General features: G+C 73.4%; 14 protein-coding genes and 2 pseudogenes. 7 read left to right on the top strand and 9 right to left on the bottom strand.

The window, feature by feature from the left end; genetic code table 11:
• Positions 1-81: 81 nt before the first annotated feature.
• On the bottom strand, positions 82-1,944 hold the full coding sequence (locus tag AOK22_RS18165) for an ABC transporter ATP-binding protein (protein WP_055699719.1): 1,863 nt from the start codon (positions 1,942-1,944) through the stop codon (positions 82-84).
• Positions 1,945-1,997: 53 nt separating this feature from the next.
• Entirely contained in the window at positions 1,998-3,692 is a 1,695-nt protein-coding gene (locus AOK22_RS18160; protein ID WP_079036651.1) for an ABC transporter ATP-binding protein, read from the bottom strand.
• 301 nt (positions 3,693-3,993) lie between these two features.
• Here AOK22_RS18160 and AOK22_RS18155 point away from each other — a divergent pair, with 301 nt between their 5' ends.
• The 5 genes from AOK22_RS18155 (at position 3,994) to AOK22_RS18135 (ending at position 9,235) form a co-directional block, all read left to right on the top strand.
• A complete protein-coding gene (locus tag AOK22_RS18155) occupies positions 3,994-5,013 on the top strand; it encodes a FecCD family ABC transporter permease (RefSeq protein ID WP_055699720.1) in 1,020 nt (339 codons plus the stop codon).
• Entirely contained in the window at positions 5,010-6,119 is a 1,110-nt protein-coding gene (locus AOK22_RS18150; protein ID WP_055699717.1) for a FecCD family ABC transporter permease, read from the top strand. The genes AOK22_RS18155 and AOK22_RS18150 overlap by 4 nt, the downstream gene beginning before the upstream one ends.
• Positions 6,116-6,964, top strand: a complete 849-nt coding sequence (locus tag AOK22_RS18145; RefSeq protein ID WP_055699716.1) for an ABC transporter ATP-binding protein — start codon at positions 6,116-6,118, stop codon at positions 6,962-6,964. The genes AOK22_RS18150 and AOK22_RS18145 overlap by 4 nt, the downstream gene beginning before the upstream one ends.
• A gap of 78 nt (positions 6,965-7,042) precedes the next feature.
• On the top strand, positions 7,043-8,632 hold the full coding sequence (locus AOK22_RS18140; RefSeq protein WP_055699715.1) for an amidohydrolase: 1,590 nt from the start codon (positions 7,043-7,045) through the stop codon (positions 8,630-8,632).
• 84 nt (positions 8,633-8,716) lie between these two features.
• On the top strand, positions 8,717-9,235 hold the full coding sequence (locus tag AOK22_RS18135; protein ID WP_055699714.1) for a GNAT family N-acetyltransferase: 519 nt from the start codon (positions 8,717-8,719) through the stop codon (positions 9,233-9,235).
• A 93-nt stretch (positions 9,236-9,328) separates the two neighbouring features.
• Here the strand turns inward: AOK22_RS18135 and AOK22_RS18130 are convergent, their stop codons facing one another.
• The 6 genes and pseudogenes from AOK22_RS18130 to AOK22_RS43735 all read right to left on the bottom strand — a co-directional run.
• Positions 9,329-10,519 carry an acetylornithine transaminase gene (locus tag AOK22_RS18130; protein WP_055699713.1) on the bottom strand — a complete coding sequence of 397 codons (1,191 nt, stop codon included), beginning with the start codon at positions 10,517-10,519 and terminating at the stop codon, positions 9,329-9,331.
• Positions 10,516-11,442: an acetylglutamate kinase gene (gene argB / locus AOK22_RS18125; RefSeq protein WP_079036649.1), complete on the bottom strand. Its 927-nt coding sequence runs from the start codon at positions 11,440-11,442 to the stop codon at positions 10,516-10,518. The genes AOK22_RS18130 and argB overlap by 4 nt, the downstream gene beginning before the upstream one ends.
• On the bottom strand, positions 11,439-12,590 hold the full coding sequence (gene argJ / locus AOK22_RS18120; RefSeq protein ID WP_055699712.1) for a bifunctional glutamate N-acetyltransferase/amino-acid acetyltransferase ArgJ: 1,152 nt from the start codon (positions 12,588-12,590) through the stop codon (positions 11,439-11,441). Before argJ ends, argB begins: the two co-directional genes overlap by 4 nt.
• Entirely contained in the window at positions 12,587-13,621 is a 1,035-nt protein-coding gene (gene argC, locus AOK22_RS18115) for an N-acetyl-gamma-glutamyl-phosphate reductase (RefSeq protein ID WP_055699711.1), read from the bottom strand. The genes argJ and argC overlap by 4 nt, the downstream gene beginning before the upstream one ends.
• A 116-nt stretch (positions 13,622-13,737) precedes the next feature.
• Positions 13,738-14,025, bottom strand: coding sequence for an isochorismatase family protein (locus tag AOK22_RS43740; RefSeq protein WP_279617086.1), 288 nt, complete (start codon positions 14,023-14,025; stop codon positions 13,738-13,740).
• 91 nt (positions 14,026-14,116) lie between these two features.
• A pseudogene (locus AOK22_RS43735) lies at positions 14,117-14,284 on the bottom strand (isochorismatase); the annotation flags it as partial.
• Between the two features lie 426 nt (positions 14,285-14,710).
• Between AOK22_RS43735 and AOK22_RS18105 the strand changes: the two are divergent.
• Positions 14,711-15,670: a Vgb family protein gene (locus tag AOK22_RS18105; RefSeq protein WP_055699710.1), complete on the top strand. Its 960-nt coding sequence runs from the start codon at positions 14,711-14,713 to the stop codon at positions 15,668-15,670.
• 168 nt (positions 15,671-15,838) lie between these two features.
• Complete coding sequence (locus AOK22_RS18100) at positions 15,839-17,515, top strand: chitobiase/beta-hexosaminidase C-terminal domain-containing protein (RefSeq protein ID WP_208606412.1); 1,677 nt, start codon at positions 15,839-15,841, stop codon at positions 17,513-17,515.
• A 57-nt stretch (positions 17,516-17,572) separates the two neighbouring features.
• On the opposite strand, the pseudogene AOK22_RS18095 reads toward AOK22_RS18100, so the two are convergent.
• Positions 17,573-17,926: pseudogene (locus tag AOK22_RS18095) on the bottom strand (TetR/AcrR family transcriptional regulator); the annotation flags it as partial.

Raw genomic sequence — 17,926 nt, 5'->3', positions numbered from 1 at the left:
CGTCGGGCTTTGTCCTGCCGTCGTTGTGTGCGGTGTCGGTGTCGGTGTCGGTGCCGTGTCGGGCCGCCGTGCCGGGCGGTCTCAGCAGGCCGTGGTGACCGGGAGACCGGAGTCGCCGGAGGCCGGGCGCGGCGGGGCGGGTGCCGCGGGCTGCGGGTCGCGGCGGCTGTCGGACCAGGCGGCCCAGAGCGTGGCGTAGCGGCCGTTCGCGGCGACGAGTTCGTCGTGGGTGCCGGTCTCCACGACGCGGCCCCGGTCGAGGACGATCACGCGGTCGGCGGTCGCCGCCTGGGGGAGGCGGTGGGCCACCACGAGCCCCGTACGACCCTCCAGCGCGCGGGAAGCGGCCTCTTCGAGGACGCGCGCGCCCGCGCTGCCCGCGTCGGCCGTGGCCTCGTCGAGGATCGCGATGGGCGGATCGGCCAGCACCAGGCGGGCCAGGGCGAGATGCTGCGCCTGCGTCACCGTGAGGCGGTGGCCGCCCTCGCCGACCACCGTGGCCAGACCGTCGGGCAGCGCCTGCGCCCACTCCAGTGCGCCCACCCGCTCCAGCGCCGCGCGCAGGTCGTCGTCGGTGGCCTCGGGGCGGGCCAGGCGCAGGTCCTCGGCGAGCGGCCCCGCGAACACGTGCACTTCCTGGCTGATGAGGGTCACCGCGCCGCGGACCCCGGCCGGGCCGAGCTCCTTGACGTCGACCCCGCCGAGCGTGATCGACCCGGCGGACGGCTCGTGGACGCCGGCGATGAGCTTGGCCAGGGTGGTCTTGCCGGCCCCGCTCGCGCCGACCAGCGCGACCCGTTCGCCGCTGCCGACCTCCACGTCGACCTCGTGCAGCACGGGGTCGCCGGTGGCGTAGGCGTGGCCGAGGCCGGTCACCCGGACCGAGCCGTCGTCCAGGGGCCGCCGCTCGCGCGGCGCCTGCTCGGCGGGGAGCCCGGAGACGCCGACGAGACGGGCGAAGCTCGCGCCCGCCGACTGCGCGTCGTCCAGCAGGAACAGCGCGGCGTTGATCGGGTTGAAGAGGCTGTGGAAGTACAGGGCGGCGGCCGTGGCCGTACCGATGCTGACCGCGTTGTTGTCGACCAGGACGAATCCCGTGCCGAGCATGGCGCTCAGCCCGATGAACTCGGCGAGGTTGAGACGCGAGAAGAAGCCCGTGACGATGTGGATGCCGCGCAGCCCGATGTCGCGCGCCGCGGCGGACCGCTGCTCCAGCAGCCCCGCGTGCGTCGTGTTGAGCCGGAAGGCGCGCACGGTCCGCACCCCGCCGACGCTGTCGAGCAACTGGTGCTGCAACGCCCCGGTGGCGACGCGGTGCTCGGCGTACACGGGCGCGGAGCGGCGCAGATACCAGCGTACGGAGACGACCTGGACCGGCATCGCGAGCAGCGCGGCCAGCAGGAACCGCCAGTCCAGGACGGCGAGTCCGCCGAAGGTCAGCACGATCGTCAGGGCGGAGCGGCTGAACTCCGGCAGCGCCTGGCGCACCGACTTCGCGATCATCGACACGTCGCTGGTGACCCGGGAGACCAGGTCTCCGGAGCCCGCCGCCTCGACGCGTTCCAGGGGCAGGCGCAGGGCCCGCTCGATGAACTGCTCGCGCAGGGCGGCCAGGACGGTCTCGCCGAGCCGTGCGACCAGGGAGCTTCCGACGGCCGTGGCGGCGCCGCGGGCCACGGCGACGACGATGAGCAGGACCAGCGGCAGGGTCAGCGCCTGTGAGCCGCGCTCGTCCACCACGAGGTCGACGATGTGCCCGAGCAGCGGCGCCGTCAGCAGTCCGATGGCCGTGCCCGCGACCAGGACGGCGAGCGCGGCCACGGCGAGGAGCCGGTGGCCGCGCAGCATGGTGCGGAGCGCCGCCAGCGACTCGGCGGCGGTGGCGGTCGGCAGGAGCGCACGGTCCTGGCCCGCCGCGCTCGTGGTGGTGTCCGTCTCTCTCATGCGTCCTTCGTCCGTTCGTCCTGGGCTGTCGGACCCGGTGTCGTGCGGAGAGGTCATGCCAGCACCGCCGCACGGTAGCTCTCGTCGGCGGCGAGCAGGTCGGGGTGGCTGCCGTCGGTCCGTACGGCGCCGTCGTCGAGGACCACCACGCGGTCGGTCACCGCGAGGAGCGCGGGGCTGGTGGTGACCAGGACGGTGGTGCGGCCCCGGCGGGCCTCGCGCAGCCGGGCGGCGATCCGCGACTCGGTCACGGTGTCCACGGCGGTGGTCGGGTCGTGCAGGACCAGGACGGCGCGGTCGGCGGCCAGCGCCCTGGCGAGCGCCACGCGCTGGCGCTGCCCGCCGGAGAGGGAGCGGCCGCGCTCGGCGAGCACGGTGTCCCCGCCGTCCGGCAGCAGCCGCGCCACCTCGTCCGCGGCCGATGCCGCGAGCGCGCCGTCGACCGCCGCCGCGTCGCCGTCGGCCCCGGCCCGCACGTTGTCGAGCAGGGAGCTCTCGAAGAGGTCCGCGTCGTGGTGGGCGACCAGGACGGCCCGGCGCAGCGCGTCGGGGTCGAGGCCGGTCAGGGGCGTGCCGTCGAGCTCGATCACGCCGTCCGCCGGGTCGCGCTCGCGGGCCAGGCACAGCAGCAGGTCGTTGGCGGCGGCCGGGTCCTTGGTGACGATGCCGGTGAGGCTGCCCGCGGGCAGGTCGAGGTCCACCCCGCGCAGCGCGCCGAGCGACACCCCGCGCAGCCGCACGTGTCCGGCGGCGCCGGCGGGCTCCGCCTCGCCGCCCTCGACGGTGGCGGGCGTGGCCAGGACCTCGGCGATCCGCCGGGCCGAGGCGCGGCCCTGGGCGAACTCGGCGTTGACGTAGGTGAGCAGCTGGAAGGGGCCGAGGAGGAACTGCGCGAGACCCACGGCCGCGACCAGGTCGCCGACGCTGATGCTGCCGCGCATCGCGAGATAGGCGCCGACCACGCCGATGACGGCGATGAAGACGCCGGTCAGTGCGAGGACGGCGCCCTCGTGCGCGGCCCTGCTGCGGGCCGCCCGCAGCGCCGCGCCCAGCGAGTCCTGGCTGGTGGTGCGGTACCGGGCGACCGCCGCCGACTCCGCGCCCATGCCCTTGAGCACACGCAGGCCGGAGACCAGGTCGGCGGCGACGCCGGACGCGTGGGCGGCGTGCTCCTGCTCGGTCTCGCTGCGCCGCTCCAGCGGCCGGCTGATCTTGTGGCCGAGCCACAGCAGCGGCGGAATGCCGAGGAGGACGAGCAGACCGAGCGGGACGGAGATCCGCAGGAGGGCGACCGCGCTGATCGCGAGGCCCGCGAGCGCCGACACGCCGTACGACAGGACGGTCGTGACCGAGCCGACGCGCCGGGCGTCGTTGGTGGCGATGCTGGTCAGGGCGCCCGGGAGGCGGTTCGCGTCGGCGCCGCCGCGCGGGTCTAGCACCCGGGCGCCGAGGTCGAGGCGGAGCCGGTGCGCCGCGTGCTCGGCGGCGCTCTCGGTGATGCGGGCGCTGGTGCGGTAGCTCGTGGACAGGACCAGGAAGAGGACCGCGAGCACGAGGAGCCACCGGAACAGCGACGCGGACGAGCCGGTGGCCACCGCCGAGTCGATGATGACGCCGATGACCACGGGTACCAGGGCCTCACAGCCCTGATGGGTCATGCCGAGCAGCGACGCGGAGACGACGCGTCCGCGCTGTCCCTTGATCGCTCGGCGGAGGACAAGTCCCCCTGCTGGTCCTCCTGTTGGCATGGATTCCCCCACGGAGATGATCGAATAGTTAGGTAAGCCTACTCTAAATAGGCCTTCGGCCCGGAGTCGTGCGCCAGGCAAAACCAGGACGCCCGCCCGCGTCAAGTCCAGGTCACGCGCCCGCGTCGACGCCCGCCGTGGCCTGCGCGTTGACCCCTCCACGGCCTTCGGTTAGCCTCACCTAAGTATCGATCCGTCGGTCCGATCGACACACGTCCGCAGTACTGCCGAACTGCCACCAGGGGGAGTGTCGTTGTCCGTCGAAACCCGGCCGGTGCCCGAACAGAAGGTCGGCACCCCGGTGGAGCCACGGGCGGGCCGCACCGCGACGACGTTCCGCGGGCTCGGCCTGCTGCTGGCCCTCGGCGCCCTCGTCCTGGTCGGACTGCTCTCCATCTGGGTGGGCACCCGCGGCATCGCGTTCACGGACACCTGGTCCGCCCTCTGGCACCCCGACGGATCCGAGACCTCGGTCGTCATCCACGACTACCGCATCCCCAGGACCCTCCTCGGGGTCCTCGTCGGCATGGCCCTCGGCCTGTCCGGCGCGCTGATGCAGGCCCTGACCCGCAATCCGCTCGCCGACCCCGGACTGCTCGGCATCAGCCTCGGCTCCTCCGCGGGCGTCGTCGTGGCCCTCGCCTTCCTCGGCGTCGGCTCGGTCCTCGGCTATGTGTGGTTCGCCTTCGCCGGCGCCGCCGTCGCGTCGGTGGTCGTCCATCTGCTCGGCTCGGCCGGCCGGAAACTGGCCACACCGGACCGTCTCGTCGTCGCGGGCGCCGCCGTCACCGCCGTGCTCTACGCGTTCAACTCCGCCGTCCTGCTGCTCAAGCCCAAGGCGTTCGACCAGTTCCGCTTCTGGACGGTCGGCTCGCTCTCGGGCCGCTCCTTCGACGTCCTCCACGTCGTCCTGCCGTTCATCGCCGTCGGCCTCGTCATCGCCCTCGGGCTCGCGCCCTCGCTCAACGCCCTCGCGATGGGCGACCAGGTCGGACGGGCTCTTGGCGTGAACGTCGGCAGGACCCGGGTCCTCGGCGCCGTCGCGGTCGTGCTCCTGTGCGGCGCCGCCACCGCGGCGGCCGGACCGATCGGCTTCGTCGGGCTCGCGGTGCCGCACGTCGCGCGGTTCGTCGTCGGACCCGACCAGCGCTGGGTGCTCGCGTACTCGATGCTCCTCTCGCCCGTCCTGCTCGTGGGCGCCGACGTCGTCGGCCGTGTGCTCGGCTCGCCGGGCGAGGTCCAGGTCGGCATCATCACCGCCTTCCTCGGCGCCCCGCTGTTCATCGCGCTGTGCCGCCGCCGAAAGCTGGTCATGCTGTGAGTGCCGTACGGGAGGCATCGCCCTCCGCCGCCGGAGCCCCGCACGGGAAGGACGCCGGGCCGGACCGCGTCATCAGCGGCCGGGTCCTGCGCATCGGCGGCGCGGTGTCCCTGCGGGTCCGCACCCGTGCCGTCGTCGTCACGTCCGCCCTGGTCGCCGCGCTCGTCCTCGTCATGGGCGTCACGCTCACCACCGGCGACTTCGAACTGTCCGTCGGCGAGGTCGTGAAGGCGCTGTTCGGTCACGGCTCGGGCGGCGCCGACTTCATCGTCAACACCCTGCGCATGCCACGCCTGGTGACCGCGCTGTGCGTGGGGGCCGCCCTCGCGGTCAGCGGGGCCATCCTGCAGAGCCTCACCGGGAACTCCCTCGGCAGCCCGGACATCATCGGCTTCACCAACGGCTCCGCCGTCGGCGCGCTCGTCGTCATCATCGTGCTGCACGGCAGCATGACCCAGATCGCGATCGGCGCGCTGATCGGCGGCCTCGCGACCGCCCTGGCCATGTACCTCCTCATGCTGGGCCGCGGCCTGCAGGGCTTCCGCCTCGTGGTGATCGGCATCGGCGTGAGCGCGCTGCTGCTCGCCGTCAACTCGTATCTGATCACCCGCGCGACCTTCCAGGAGGCCCTGGAGGCGCAGGCCTGGCTGATCGGCAGCCTGGGCAACCGCGGATGGCAGCACGCGAACGCCATCGGCGTCGCCGTCCTCGTCCTGCTGCCCCTCGCCTTCCTCCTCTCCCGCCGCCTGTCCATGGTGGAGATGGGCGACGTGACCGCCATGGCGCTCGGGCTCGACGTGCGCCGCACCCGCACCGCCCTGCTCGTCGTCAGCGTCTGCCTGGCCGCCTTCGCCACCGCGGTGACCGGGCCCATCTGGTTCATCGCCCTGGCCGCGCCGCAGCTGGCCCGGCGGCTCACCCGGGCGTCGGGGCCCGTACTCCTGTCGACCGCGCTGCTCGGCGCGCTGCTGCTCGCCGCGGGCGACCTCGCCGCCCAGCGGCTGTTCGCGCCCTCGCTCCTGCCGGTCGGCGCGGCCACCGGCACCATCGGCGGGCTCTACCTCATCTGGCTGCTGGTCACCGAGTCGCGAAAGAGCCGTGCATGACTGCTGCGAACCGCCCGACGTCCCGCCTGCGCGCCGAGGACCTGACGCTCGCCTACGACCAGCGGACGGTGGCGACCCACCTCGGCGTCGACATCCCCGACCGCTCGTTCACCGTGATCATCGGGCCGAACGCCTGCGGGAAGTCGACCCTGTTGACGACGCTCGCCCGGATGCTGAAGCCGAAGGCCGGACAGGTCTACCTCGACGGCGCCGCCATCGCCTCGTACCGCTCCCGCGAGGTCGCCCGGCGCCTCGGGCTGCTCCCGCAGTCCTCGACCGCGCCCGGCGGCATCACCGTCGGCGACCTCGTGGCGCGGGGCCGCTATCCGCACCAGCGCCTTCTCAAGCAGTGGTCCGCCGAGGACGAGGACGCCGTGCGCGAGGCGATGCGGCAGACCGGCGTCCTGGAGCTGGCGGAACGGCCCGTCGACGACCTCTCGGGCGGCCAGCGTCAGCGGGTGTGGCTGTCCATGGTGCTGGCCCAGCAGACGTCCATCCTGCTGCTCGACGAGCCGACCACCTACCTCGACATCGCCCACCAGGTCGAGGTCCTCGACCTCTGCGCCGATCTGCACGCCCGCAAGGGCCACACGATCGTCGCGGTGCTGCACGACCTCAACCAGGCCTGCCGGTACGCCACTCACCTGGTCGTGATGAAGGCCGGCGGCACCATCGCGGCGGAGGGCGACCCGGCGAGCGTCATGACCGCCGAACTCGTCGAGGACGTCTTCGGGCTGCCCTGCCGCATCATCGACGACCCGGAGACCGGCACCCCGCTGATGGTGCCAGCGGCCCCCAAGCGCCCCGCGATGGCGGGCAGCGCCTCCGTGACCGACGCCGTCTAGCACGCCGACGGACCCTCGGCCCCTGCCGCACTCCAGACCCTCGACGGCCGCACGACCTTCCAGGGACGGGAACCGCCCATGCTGAGCACGAGGTTGACGAACGCGCACGTCCTCACGATGGACCCGGACCACCCCGTCGCCCACGACGTGGGCATCTGGCGCGGGCGGATCGTCGGCCTCGACGACGCGGTGACGGCGCTGCCCGCCGAGGAGGTGATCGACCTCCAGGGCGCCACCGTGCTGCCCGGGTTCATCGACAGCCATGTGCACCTGGCCTGGGCCGGCCTGAAGGCGGGCACGCCGAGCGTCGCGCCGTGCGAGCGTATCGAGGACGTCCTCGCGGCCGTGGCGTGCGCGGCCTCCCGGGACGCCGCGCCCGGCGCCTGGGTCGACGTCGCGGGCTACGACCAGCGCGCCCTCGGCCGTCACGTGACCGCCGCCGAACTGGACCGCGTCAGCAACGGCCGCAAGGTCTTCCTGATGCACGACTCCGGCCACGCCTGCGTCGTCAACACCGCCGTCCTGGAACTGCTCCCCGCCGACGTCCCGCACCAGGACGGCTTCCTGGCCGAGAGCGCCATGACCGCCGCCCGGCGGCTGCGGCTGCCGTACTCCCAGGACGAACTCGCCGACGCCATCGAGCACGCGGGCCGGGAGTGCCTCGCCGAGGGCATCACCGCCTGCGCCGAGGCGGGCATCGGCGGGGGACTGCTCGGCCACAGCCCGGTCGAGGCCGGCGCCTATCAACTCCTTTGCGAACAGGGGCGGTTGCCGCTGCGCGTCCAGCTCATGGCTGCCGCCGACACGCTCCAGGAGGTCGCCGCGCACCGGGCCGACGGCATCCCGCGCGCCCTCGGCCTCGGCCTGCGCACCGGATTCGGCGACGACTGGCTGTCCCTGGGCGCGCTCAAGGTCTACACCGACGGCGGCATGATGGCGCGCACCGCCGCGCTCACCGCCCCGTACGAGGGCATGGACCACACGGGTCAGTTCCAGGACGATCCGGAGCGCCTCGCGCGGACGATCGTCGACGGCCATCTCGCGGGGTGGCAGCTCGCCGTCCACGCCATCGGCGACCGGGCGGCCGACCTCGCCCTCGACGCCCTGGAGGAGGCCCAGCGCCTGCGCCCCCGCCCGGACGCCCGGCACCGCGTCGAACACGCGGGCCTGATCCGGCCCGACCAACTGCCGCGCTTCGCACGGCTCGGCGTGAGCGCGGTGGTCCAGCCGAACTTCCTGCGCTACTTCGGCGACGACTACGCCTCGGTCATGGGGGAGGAGCGGGCGCCCTGGATGTACCGGGGCCAGGGGTTCCTGGAGCACGGCGTCCGGCTCGTGGGCAGCTCCGACCGTCCCGTCACGGACGGATCGCCGCTGCGGGCCATCCAGTTCATGGTCGAGCGCGCCTCGACGTCGGGCCGGCTGATCGGCCCTGACGAGGGCGTGACGGTGGATCAGGCCCTGCGCGCGTACACCGTCGAGGGGGCGTACGCCTGCCGCTGGGAGGACAGTGCGGGCAGCCTCGCCCCGGGCAAGCGCGCCGACCTGGTGGTGCTGGGCGACGACCCTCGGCGGGTCGAGCCCTCCCGCATCGGTGACATCGAGGTGGTGGCCACCTTCGTGGACGGCCGCACGGCGGAGGCGGCTCCGTTTGCGAAGCCTGGTTAGGTAAGGCTAACCTGAGTTGGCCCTGGGGGGTGTGGTGCCCGAGTCGACGTCAGCGAATGCCAGGGCTGTGAGGAAAGAGATCCCGTGACCACGGCCGCCCTGCGTCCCGCGCCCCAGCCCACCCGCGACTCCACGGCCGCGCCCGTGCGCTCCGCCCGTCGCCGCGACGCCGCCGCGCTCGTCGCCCTGTCCCGGCCGTTCGCCCGCTCGGGAGCACTGCGTGAACGCCCCGGCTCCTTCTACGTCTCCGACGCGGCGGACTTCCTCGTGGTGGACGCGCCCGACGGGACCCTGGCGGGCTGTCTCGGGCTGCGCGCGTACGCCGCCGACCCCCTGACGGGCCATCAGCCCATGGGGGTCCTCTTCAACTTCTGTGTCGGGTCCCGCAGTCAGGGGCACGGGGTGGGAGCCCGGCTTCTGTACGCCGCGCTGGCCAGGGCCCGGACGCTGTCGCTGGCGGCGCTGTTCACGGCGACCACGGGGACGGGCGATCTGTTCCTGCGCCATGGCTTCGCCCCCGCGTCGTCCGCTCAGGCGCCGGTGGCGTGGGCGGACTCCCTCGACCCGCGCAGGAACTCGACGGTTCTCTCGCGCGCGCTCTGACGGTCCCTCGCGGGCTCCGACGGTTCGGGAGAGCGGGCCCTCTCCGCGAGGTCGCGGCGGTGGCCGGCGCACGGGACGCACCGGCCACCGCGCTCACGCGTCGAGCACGCCCGGCAGCGCCGCCAGGAGCGCGTCCACCTCGCGCTCCGGGATCGTCAGGGCCGGTGCGAGCCGCACCGTCGCGGGGCCGACCGCGTTCACGAGGAAGCCCGCGTCCTGCGCCGCACGCTGCACGCGCGCCGCGACCGGTTCCGTCAGGCCCACGCCGAGCAACAGGCCCGCGCCGCGCACCTCGTCGACCCTCGGGTGGCCCAGGGACGCGATGCCCCGCCGGAGCCGCTCGCCCTGACGGGCCACGTGCGCGAGCAGGTCCCCGGCCTCGATGGCCTCCAGGACGGCGAGACCGGCGGCGCACGCCACCGGGTTGCCGCCGAACGTCGAGCCGTGCTGACCGGCGGTGAGCAGGTCGGCGGCGTCACCGAAGGCGACCGTCGCGCCGATGGGCAGCCCGCCGCCGAGCCCCTTGGCCAGCGTGATCACGTCCGGGTCCACGCCCTCGTCCGCCTGGTGGGCGAACCAGTGGCCGGTGCGGCCGACGCCGGTCTGGACCTCGTCGAGGACCAGCAGGGCCCCGGCGTCCCGGGTGATCTCGCGGGCGGCACGCAGATAGCCCGGGGGAGGCGTGACGACGCCGGCCTCGCCCTGCACCGGCTCGACGAAGACGGCGGCCGTGTCCTCGGTGACCGCGGCCCGCAGCGCGTCCGTGTCGCCGAAGGGCACATGGGTCGTCCCGCCCGGCAGCGGCAGGAACGGCTCACGTTTGGCGGGCTGCCCGGTGAGGGCAAGCGCGCCCATGGTCCGGCCGTGGAACCCGCCCTGCGCGGCCACGGTGCGGGTACGCCCGGTGAGCCGGGTCAGCTTGAACGCGGCCTCGACCGCCTCCGCCCCGGAGTTGGCGAAGAACACCCGGCCGGGCCTGCCGAGCAGCCGCAGCAGCCGCTCGGCGAGTGCGACCGGCGGTTCGGCGACGTACAGATTGGAGACGTGCCCGACGCGCGTCAGCTGGGTGGTCACCGCGGAGACCACCGCGGGGTGGGCGTGGCCGAGCGTGTTCACGGCGATGCCGCCGACGAAGTCGGTGTACGCCCGTCCGGCCTCGTCCCACACGGTCGAACCCTCGCCGCGGACCAGGGCCAGGGGAGGGGTGCCGTAGTTGTCCATCATCACCGCGCGCCAGCGGTCGGTCAGTGTTCCGTGGGGGTTCGTGGTCCCGTGGGGGTTCATGCGCAACGCTCTTCCCGGCCGCTCGCGGCCTCTTGCCCGGCCGGACCCGGCCGGTCCATCCGGTCTTCCTGCCCCGGGGCGAGGGCCTCCTCCGCCGTGACCGTCGTACCGATGCCCCCGCTGAGCACGCCGCGCAGCACGGAGTGCGGGACGCGGCCGTCCAGGACGTGCGCGGAGCGCACGCCCGCCCGCACGGCCCGCAGGCAGCCCTCCATCTTGGGGAGCATCCCGCTCTCCAACTCCGGCAGCAGCTTCTCCAGCCCGCCGCTCGTCAGATGCGGGACGACCTCGGTGCTGTGCGGCCAGTCGGCGTACAGCCCTTCGACATCGGTCAGCATCACCAGCTTCTCCGCGTCGAGGGCCGAGGCCAGCGCCGCCGCCGCGAGATCGGCGTTGATGTTGTAGACCTCGCCGTCCCTGCCCCGGGCGACGGGGGAGACCACGGGGATCCGGCCCTGTTCCAGGAGCGTGCGCAGGGTGTCCGCGTCCACCTCGACGACGTCGCCGACCAGCCCGATGTCCACCGGCTCGCCGTCCACCCACGCGGCCCGCCGCACGGCGGTCATGGTGTGCGCGTCCTCGCCGGACAGCCCCACCGCGTACGGCCCGTGTTCGTTGACGAGACCCACCAACTCCCGCTGGACCCGGCCGGTCAGCACCATCCGGACCACGTCCATGACCTCGGGCGTCGTCACGCGCAGGCCCGCCTCGAAGCGGACCTCCAGGTCGAGCCGGTCGAGCATGGCGCTGATCTGCGGGCCGCCGCCGTGCACGACGACGGGGTGCAGCCCGGCCCTGCGCAGCTCCACCACGTCCTGGGCGAACGTCCGTTTGAGGTCCTCGTCGACCATCGCGTTGCCGCCGAACTTGATGACGACGACGCGGCTGCGGACGTGCGCGAGCATCTGGGTGATTCCGGTCATGAGCTGTACGCGCTGTTCTCGTGGACGTACGCGGCGGTGAGGTCGTTGGTCCAGATGACCGCCGACGCGTCGCCCGAGCGCAGATCGGCCGTGATCGTGACCCGGCGCGCCGACAGGTCGACCTTGTCGCGGGGCTCCCCGGCGGCACCGTCCCGGCACACCCACACGCCGTTGACGGCGACGTCGAGGCGGTCGGGGTCGAAGACGGCGTCCGTCGTACCGATCGCCGAGAGCACCCTGCCCCAGTTCGGATCCTCCCCGTGCACGGCGCACTTGAGGAGGTTGTTGCGGGCGATGGAGCGGCCCACCGTCACGGCGTCCTCCTCCGACGCCGCGCCGACGACCTCGACCTCGATCTCCTTGGACGCGCCCTCGGCGTCCTCGACCAGCTGCCGCGCCAGATCCAGGCACACCGCGCGCACGGCCTCGGCGAAGGCGTCCTGTTCCGGGGCCACCCCCGATGCGCCGGACGCGAGCAGCAGCACGGTGTCGTTGGTGGACATGCAGCCGTCGGAGTCGACCCGGTCGAAGGTGGTGCGCACCGCGCCGCGCAGCGCGGAGTCCAGCGCGGGGGCGTCCACCTCGGCGTCCGTCGTCAGGACCACGAGCATGGTGGCGAGACCGGGCGCGAGCATGCCCGCGCCCTTCGCCATGCTGCCGACCGTCCAGCCGGGGCCCGACACGACCGCCGTCTTGTGCACCGAGTCCGTCGTCTTGATCGCGACGGCCGCCTCCTCGCCCCGCTCCGGCGACAGCCGCGCCGCCGCCGCGTCGACCCCCGCGAACACCCGGTCCATCGGCAGCGGGACGCCGATGAGCCCGGTGGAACACACCGCGATCTCGTCCGCGCCCACGCCCACGGCCAGCGCCGTCCGCTCGGCCGTCGCCCGCGTGTCGTCCTCGCCCGCGGGACCCGTGCAGGCGTTGGCGCCACCGGAGTTGAGGACGACGGCGGAGATCCGCCCGTCGGCCAGCGTCCGCCGGGACCACCGGACGGGCGCGGCCTGGACCCGGTTGGAGGTGAACACGCCGGCGGCCGCGCACGACGGGCCGCGGTTCACCACCAGGGCCAGGTCGAGAGCGCCGGATTCCTTGATCCCGGCGGCCACGCCGCTCGCGAGGAATCCCTGTGCAGCGGTCACGGTCACGGAGCCACTCCATTCGTGGGCAGGCCCAGGCCTTCGGGGAGGCCGAGGGCGACATTCATGCTCTGCACCGCGCCACCCGCGGTGCCCTTCGTCAGGTTGTCGATCGCGCTCACCGCGATCAGCCGTCCCGCGTGCGGGTCGACGGCCACCTGCACGTGCGCGCAGTTGGAGCCGACCACGGCGGAGGTCGTGGGCCACTGCCCGTCCGGCAGCAGCCGCACGAACGGCTCGTCCGCGTAGGCCGCTTCGTACGCCTCCCGTGCCGCGCGCACGCCGGTGTCGGCGCCGGGCCGCAGGCGCGCCGAGCAGGTGGCGAGGATGCCGCGCGGCATCGGCGCGAGGGTCGGCGTGAAGGACACGGTCACCTGTTCGCCCGCCACGCGCGACAGGTTCTGCGTCAGTTCCGGGGTGTGCCGGTGGCCGCCGCCGACGCCGTACGGGCTCATCGAGCCCATCACCTCGGACCCGAGCAGATGCGGCCGGACCGCCCGCCCCGCCCCCGACGTGCCGCTGGCGGCGACGACCACCGCCTCCGGTTCCACCAGGCGTGCGGCGAAGGCGGGGAACAGGGCGAGCGTCACGGCCGTCGGATAGCAGCCCGGCACGGCCACCCGGTCCGTGCCCTTCAACTCGTCACGGGCCCCGGGTAGTTCGGGAAGGCCGTACGGCCAGGTGCCGGCGTGGGGCGTGCCGTAGAAGCGTTCCCACTGCGCGGGGTCGTGGAGGCGGAAGTCCGCGCCGCAGTCGACGATCAGCGTCCCGGTCTCCAACTGCCGTGCCAACGCGGCTGATTCGCCGTGGGGAAGGGCGAGGAACACCACGTCGTGGCCGCGCAGTGCCGCGGCGGAGGTCTCCTCCAGGACCCGGTCGGCGAGCGCCGGCAGATGCGGCTGGGCCCGGCCGAGCCGGCGGCCCGCGCTGCTGTGCGCCGTGAGCGCTCCGATCTCCACCCCGGGGTGCCCGGTCAACAGGCGCAGGATCTCCCCTCCGGCATAACCACTCGCTCCGGCCACCGCTACCCGTGCCGTCATGTTCCTCGTCTTCCCTCGTGGTTCGCCGGTCGCCGGACCAGGGTGGTCCGGCCCGGGGTTCTGCCGTCCGGGGTCGTGCTGCGTCATGTCCTGCTGTGTCATGTCCTGATGGGGTGTCATGCGCCTTGTGTGGCCCTGCCGACCAGCAGGTCGTGGAGCAGCCGGTCGGTGCCGCACACCACGCCGTTGCGCGCGGCCCAGCGCAGCGCCATGCGGTGGTCCTCGGCGGAGAGGTCGGCGACCGCGTCGGCGACGACGAAGGTCTGGATGTCGTTCATGAGGGCGTCCATCGCCGTGAGCAGTACGCCGAAGTGCGCGTACACGCCGCAGACGATCAGTTGGTCCCGGCCCGCGGACCGCAGCAGCCTGCCGAGGTGGCTGCGGAGGAAGGCGTTGGGCCGGATGTTGTCCAGGAGGTGCTCGCCGGGGCGGGGGGGTGAGGTCCGCGACGATGGCGGCGGCAGCGGGCTCGGCGCCGATGCCGGGCCCCCAGACGTCGGCCATGAGTCCGCGCTGGTCGGGGGACTGTCCGGCCGGTTCGGCGCTGAAGATCACCGGTATGCCGAGCGTCCTCGCGAGTTCCCGCAGGGCGACGACGTTCTCGATGAGTTCGGCGACGGGGGAGCGGCCTGCCGGGAACGCCGCGACGAAGTGGTTCTGCATGTCCTGGATCAGGAGGGCGGCGCGTGCCGGATCGATTCTCCACAGCGCGCACGAGGGTGGGATCGCGGAGCGGTCGGGCATGGGATAGGGGTCGATGACCGGCAGACTCAAGAACGTTCCCTCCCCTGTGACGTACTTGTGGTGCCGTTCCGCGCAGATAACTTAGCTTAGCCTGACCTAAGTCGACCATCCCGGGTGTGTGCCCGCGGCGCGACCGTGTGATCTCGATACTTAGGGCAGCCTAACCTAATATTCGAGTGGCGTTGAAAGGGGACCGTGGGGCTGCGGTCGACGGGCGCGTGCGCGGCGGGTGACGCGGCCCGGCGACGGGAATTTCTCGTTGATGGAGTCGGCCGGTTCGGGTGAGGATCTCCCTGGCGCGTCGACCCGCGCGTGCCCTGTCCACCCGTCAGAAGGGCCGCCGCCATGGCACTTGACCCCACTTCCGCCCACCGCACCCCGGCGACCCGGGTGTCCGTCGACGAGTTCACCGTGTCCGACGGCGAGGCCGGACCGTACGCCCTGACCACCGGCCCGGACGGCGCCCTGTGGTTCACCCTGGTCCACAGCGGCCGGATCGGCAGGCTCGTCCCGGGCGCGGAGCCGACGAGCCGCGCGCTCGACCCCGGCTGCGGGCCGACCGTCATCGTCCCCGGGCCCGACGGCGCCCTGTGGTTCACCGAGTACAAGGCGCACCGGATCGGGCGGATCACCACCGACGGCGTGGTCGACGAGTTCACGCCGCCGACCCCCGGCTGCGGACCGTTCGGCATCGCGGCGGGGCCGGACGGCGCGCTGTGGTTCACCGAGACCGCCACCGACCGCATCGGGCGGATCACCGTCGATGGCGAGGTCACCGAGTTCCCGCTCCCGGTCAGTGGCGCGTTCCCGTCCGCGATCGTCGCCGGGGGAGACGGCGCCATGTGGTTCACGCTCAACCAGGCCAACGCCATCGGGCGGATCGGCATGGACGGCGAGGTCGCCCTCCATCCGCTGCCGACCGAGGCGGCGGCGCCGGTGGGGATCGCCGCGGGGCGCGACGACGCCCTCTGGTTCGTCGAGATCGCCGCCGGCCAGATCGGGCGGATCACCGCCGACGGCCGGATCACCGAGTACCCGCTGCCCGACCGCGCCGCCCGCCCGCACGCCGTCACCGTCGACGACGGCGGCACGGCGTGGTTCACGGAGTGGGGCGGAAACCGCGTCGGCTCCCTCACCCCCGACGGCACCGTCACCGAACACGACCTGCCCACCCCGGGCTCCGAACCGCACGGCATCACCGTCGGCCCCGACGGTGCCCTGTGGACGGCCCTGGAGATCGGCAGGCTCGCCCGCGTCGCCCTCGTCCGGGAGGAGGGCGACGCCCGGGCGGAGAGTGCCGACTGACCCGTTCGAACCCGTCGCCGGGGGAGCGGGCGCGACCGTGATTCACGGTCAAGTCACCGGAAGGTAACTGGTCTCCCCTCGTTACCTCACCAACGGAGCCTAGCGTCGGCGGAGTTCACGCCGGGCGGCACATCCCGTAGGCCCGGCCAGAGGCAAGGAACCCCCTCCGTGAGACGTACCCCCTTCGTGATCGCCGCCGCGTCGTTGGCGCTGCTCCTGCCGGGCTCCGCCCACGCCGACGGCGTCCCGGTACGCGCCGCCGGTGACCGCGCGCCCGCCGACGGCGCCCACGCCGCCCTGGCCGGCAGGGCCCCCGCCGCGCCGGTCCTCAGCCGCGCGGGCGGCCGCTACGAGCGCCCCGTCTCGCTGACGCTGCGGGCCGAGCGCGGCACCACGATCCGCTACACGCTGGACGGGACGACGCCCACACGCGACAGCCGCCTGTACGTGCCGGGGCGGCCACTGCGGATCACGAAGGACACCAACGTCAGCGCGGTCGCGTTCCGTGGCGGCCGGGCCGGTGCTCCGGTGCACGCCGGCTATCTGATCCGGACCGCCGAGAAGCCGCTGGCCCGCCTCGTCGTCATGTCCGACGTGCACATCGGGGACCACAAGAACAACGACAAGAAGTACGAGAGCTTCTTCGACACCCTCGCGTCCGTCTTCCCCGAGCCGGACGCCATCCTCTCGAACGGCGACATGATCAACGACAACGGCGACGGCCGTGGCGGCGACCACCGCATCGTCTCCGAGATCTTCCGCGCCAATCTCCAGCGCAAGGGCATGGACGACACCCAGGTCCTGCTCTCCAACGGCAACCACGACGCGAGCCTCGCCGACATCCGCGCCCACTACCCGCGCGCGTGGTTCCCCGACTCCGGCGGCGGCTACTACGAGTCCACGGTGGGCGGGGTGCGCCTGTTCACGGTGAATACGGAGACGTACAACTCCGACCCCGCGCAGCGTGCCTGGCTCAAGAAGCGACTCGCCGAGCTCACCGCGGAACCGGCGCACGCGCGCACCCCGATCCTGGTCCAGGGCCACCGGCCCGCGCCCGGCACGGCGATGGACGGTCAGCAGGCGTCGAACCCGCGGCTCACCGAGGACCTGAGCGCCTTCCCCCAGGTGATCTACTTCTCCGGCCACTCGCACCTGAACATCAACGACGAACGCTCTGTCCACCAGCGGGACTTCACCGCCGTCAACGACGGATCGATGTCCTACGTCGAGATGGACCACGGCTACCAGGCGGTGACGGAGACCGGCCTCGCCGACCGCTTCGAGGCGCCGACGGCACAGGCGCTGTTCGTCGAGGTCTACCGCGACCGCACGCAGATCGCGCGCGTCAACATGGCCGCGGACAAGCACGACATCTACACCGACGGCACGTGGTCGGCCAACTGGCAGCCGCCGTACGCCAGCGCGGGCACGCTCAGCGGACCGACGTGGACCGTACGCCTGAAGGGCGACAGCCCCCAGGAGATCAAGGACGGCTTTTCGTACACGGACGCCCGGCGCAACACCACCGCGCCGCGCTTCACCGATCGCCGTCCGCTGACCCTGGTCAAGGGTGACAAGGGCGGCAGGGCCAGGGCGCTGCGGATCGACCAGGCGCGCGACGACCAGATGGTCCACCACTACCGCGTCGACGTCGAGGACCGGGCCACCGGCGCGAAGCTCCTGTCGAGCAAGGTCCTCGCCGAGTACTACTTCATGCCGCGCCCCAACTCCCTGGACATCCCGCTGCCGGCCACGAAGCACGGCACCCGGTACGTGGCCCGGGTGCGCGCGGTGGACGCGCAGGGGAACGCGTCCCGCGAGGCCTCGCTGACGTTCGCGGGCTGACCGACGGTTCGTCGGCCGGGACGTGTCCGGCCGCTCGTGTTCGAGTTCGTCGGCTGATCAGGCCTGCCGTCGGCCCTCGCCGCCCGCCAGCGTCGCGCGGGCCAGGGCCGCCACCCCGTCGTGGATCGTCCGCGGCGGGGTGCCGGTCGTGCGGAGGTGTTCGATGAGGTCGCTGCGCACGGAGGCGAGCAGCGCGTGCGCGAGGAATTCCGCGTTCCGCTCGCCGCGCGCCTCGGTGAGCAGCGCGGTGAGTTCGGCGTGCCACAGCGCGTACGTCTCGTTCTGGTACGGGCTGCCGCTGCCCGCGCTCTCCAGGGCGAGCATCAAAGGGCGCGTGTCCAGTTTGAGCCGCAGCAGGGCGTCGAGGAGGGCGAGGGCGCGGGTGTCGGCGGGGGCGCCGGGGCCCAGGGG

This window comes from Streptomyces silaceus (genome assembly GCF_001419745.1).
Lineage (GTDB): Bacteria > Actinomycetota > Actinomycetes > Streptomycetales > Streptomycetaceae > Streptomyces > Streptomyces silaceus.
Note: the sequence above shows the minus strand (reverse complement) of the source record. Positions and strands in the feature narration are given on the sequence as shown.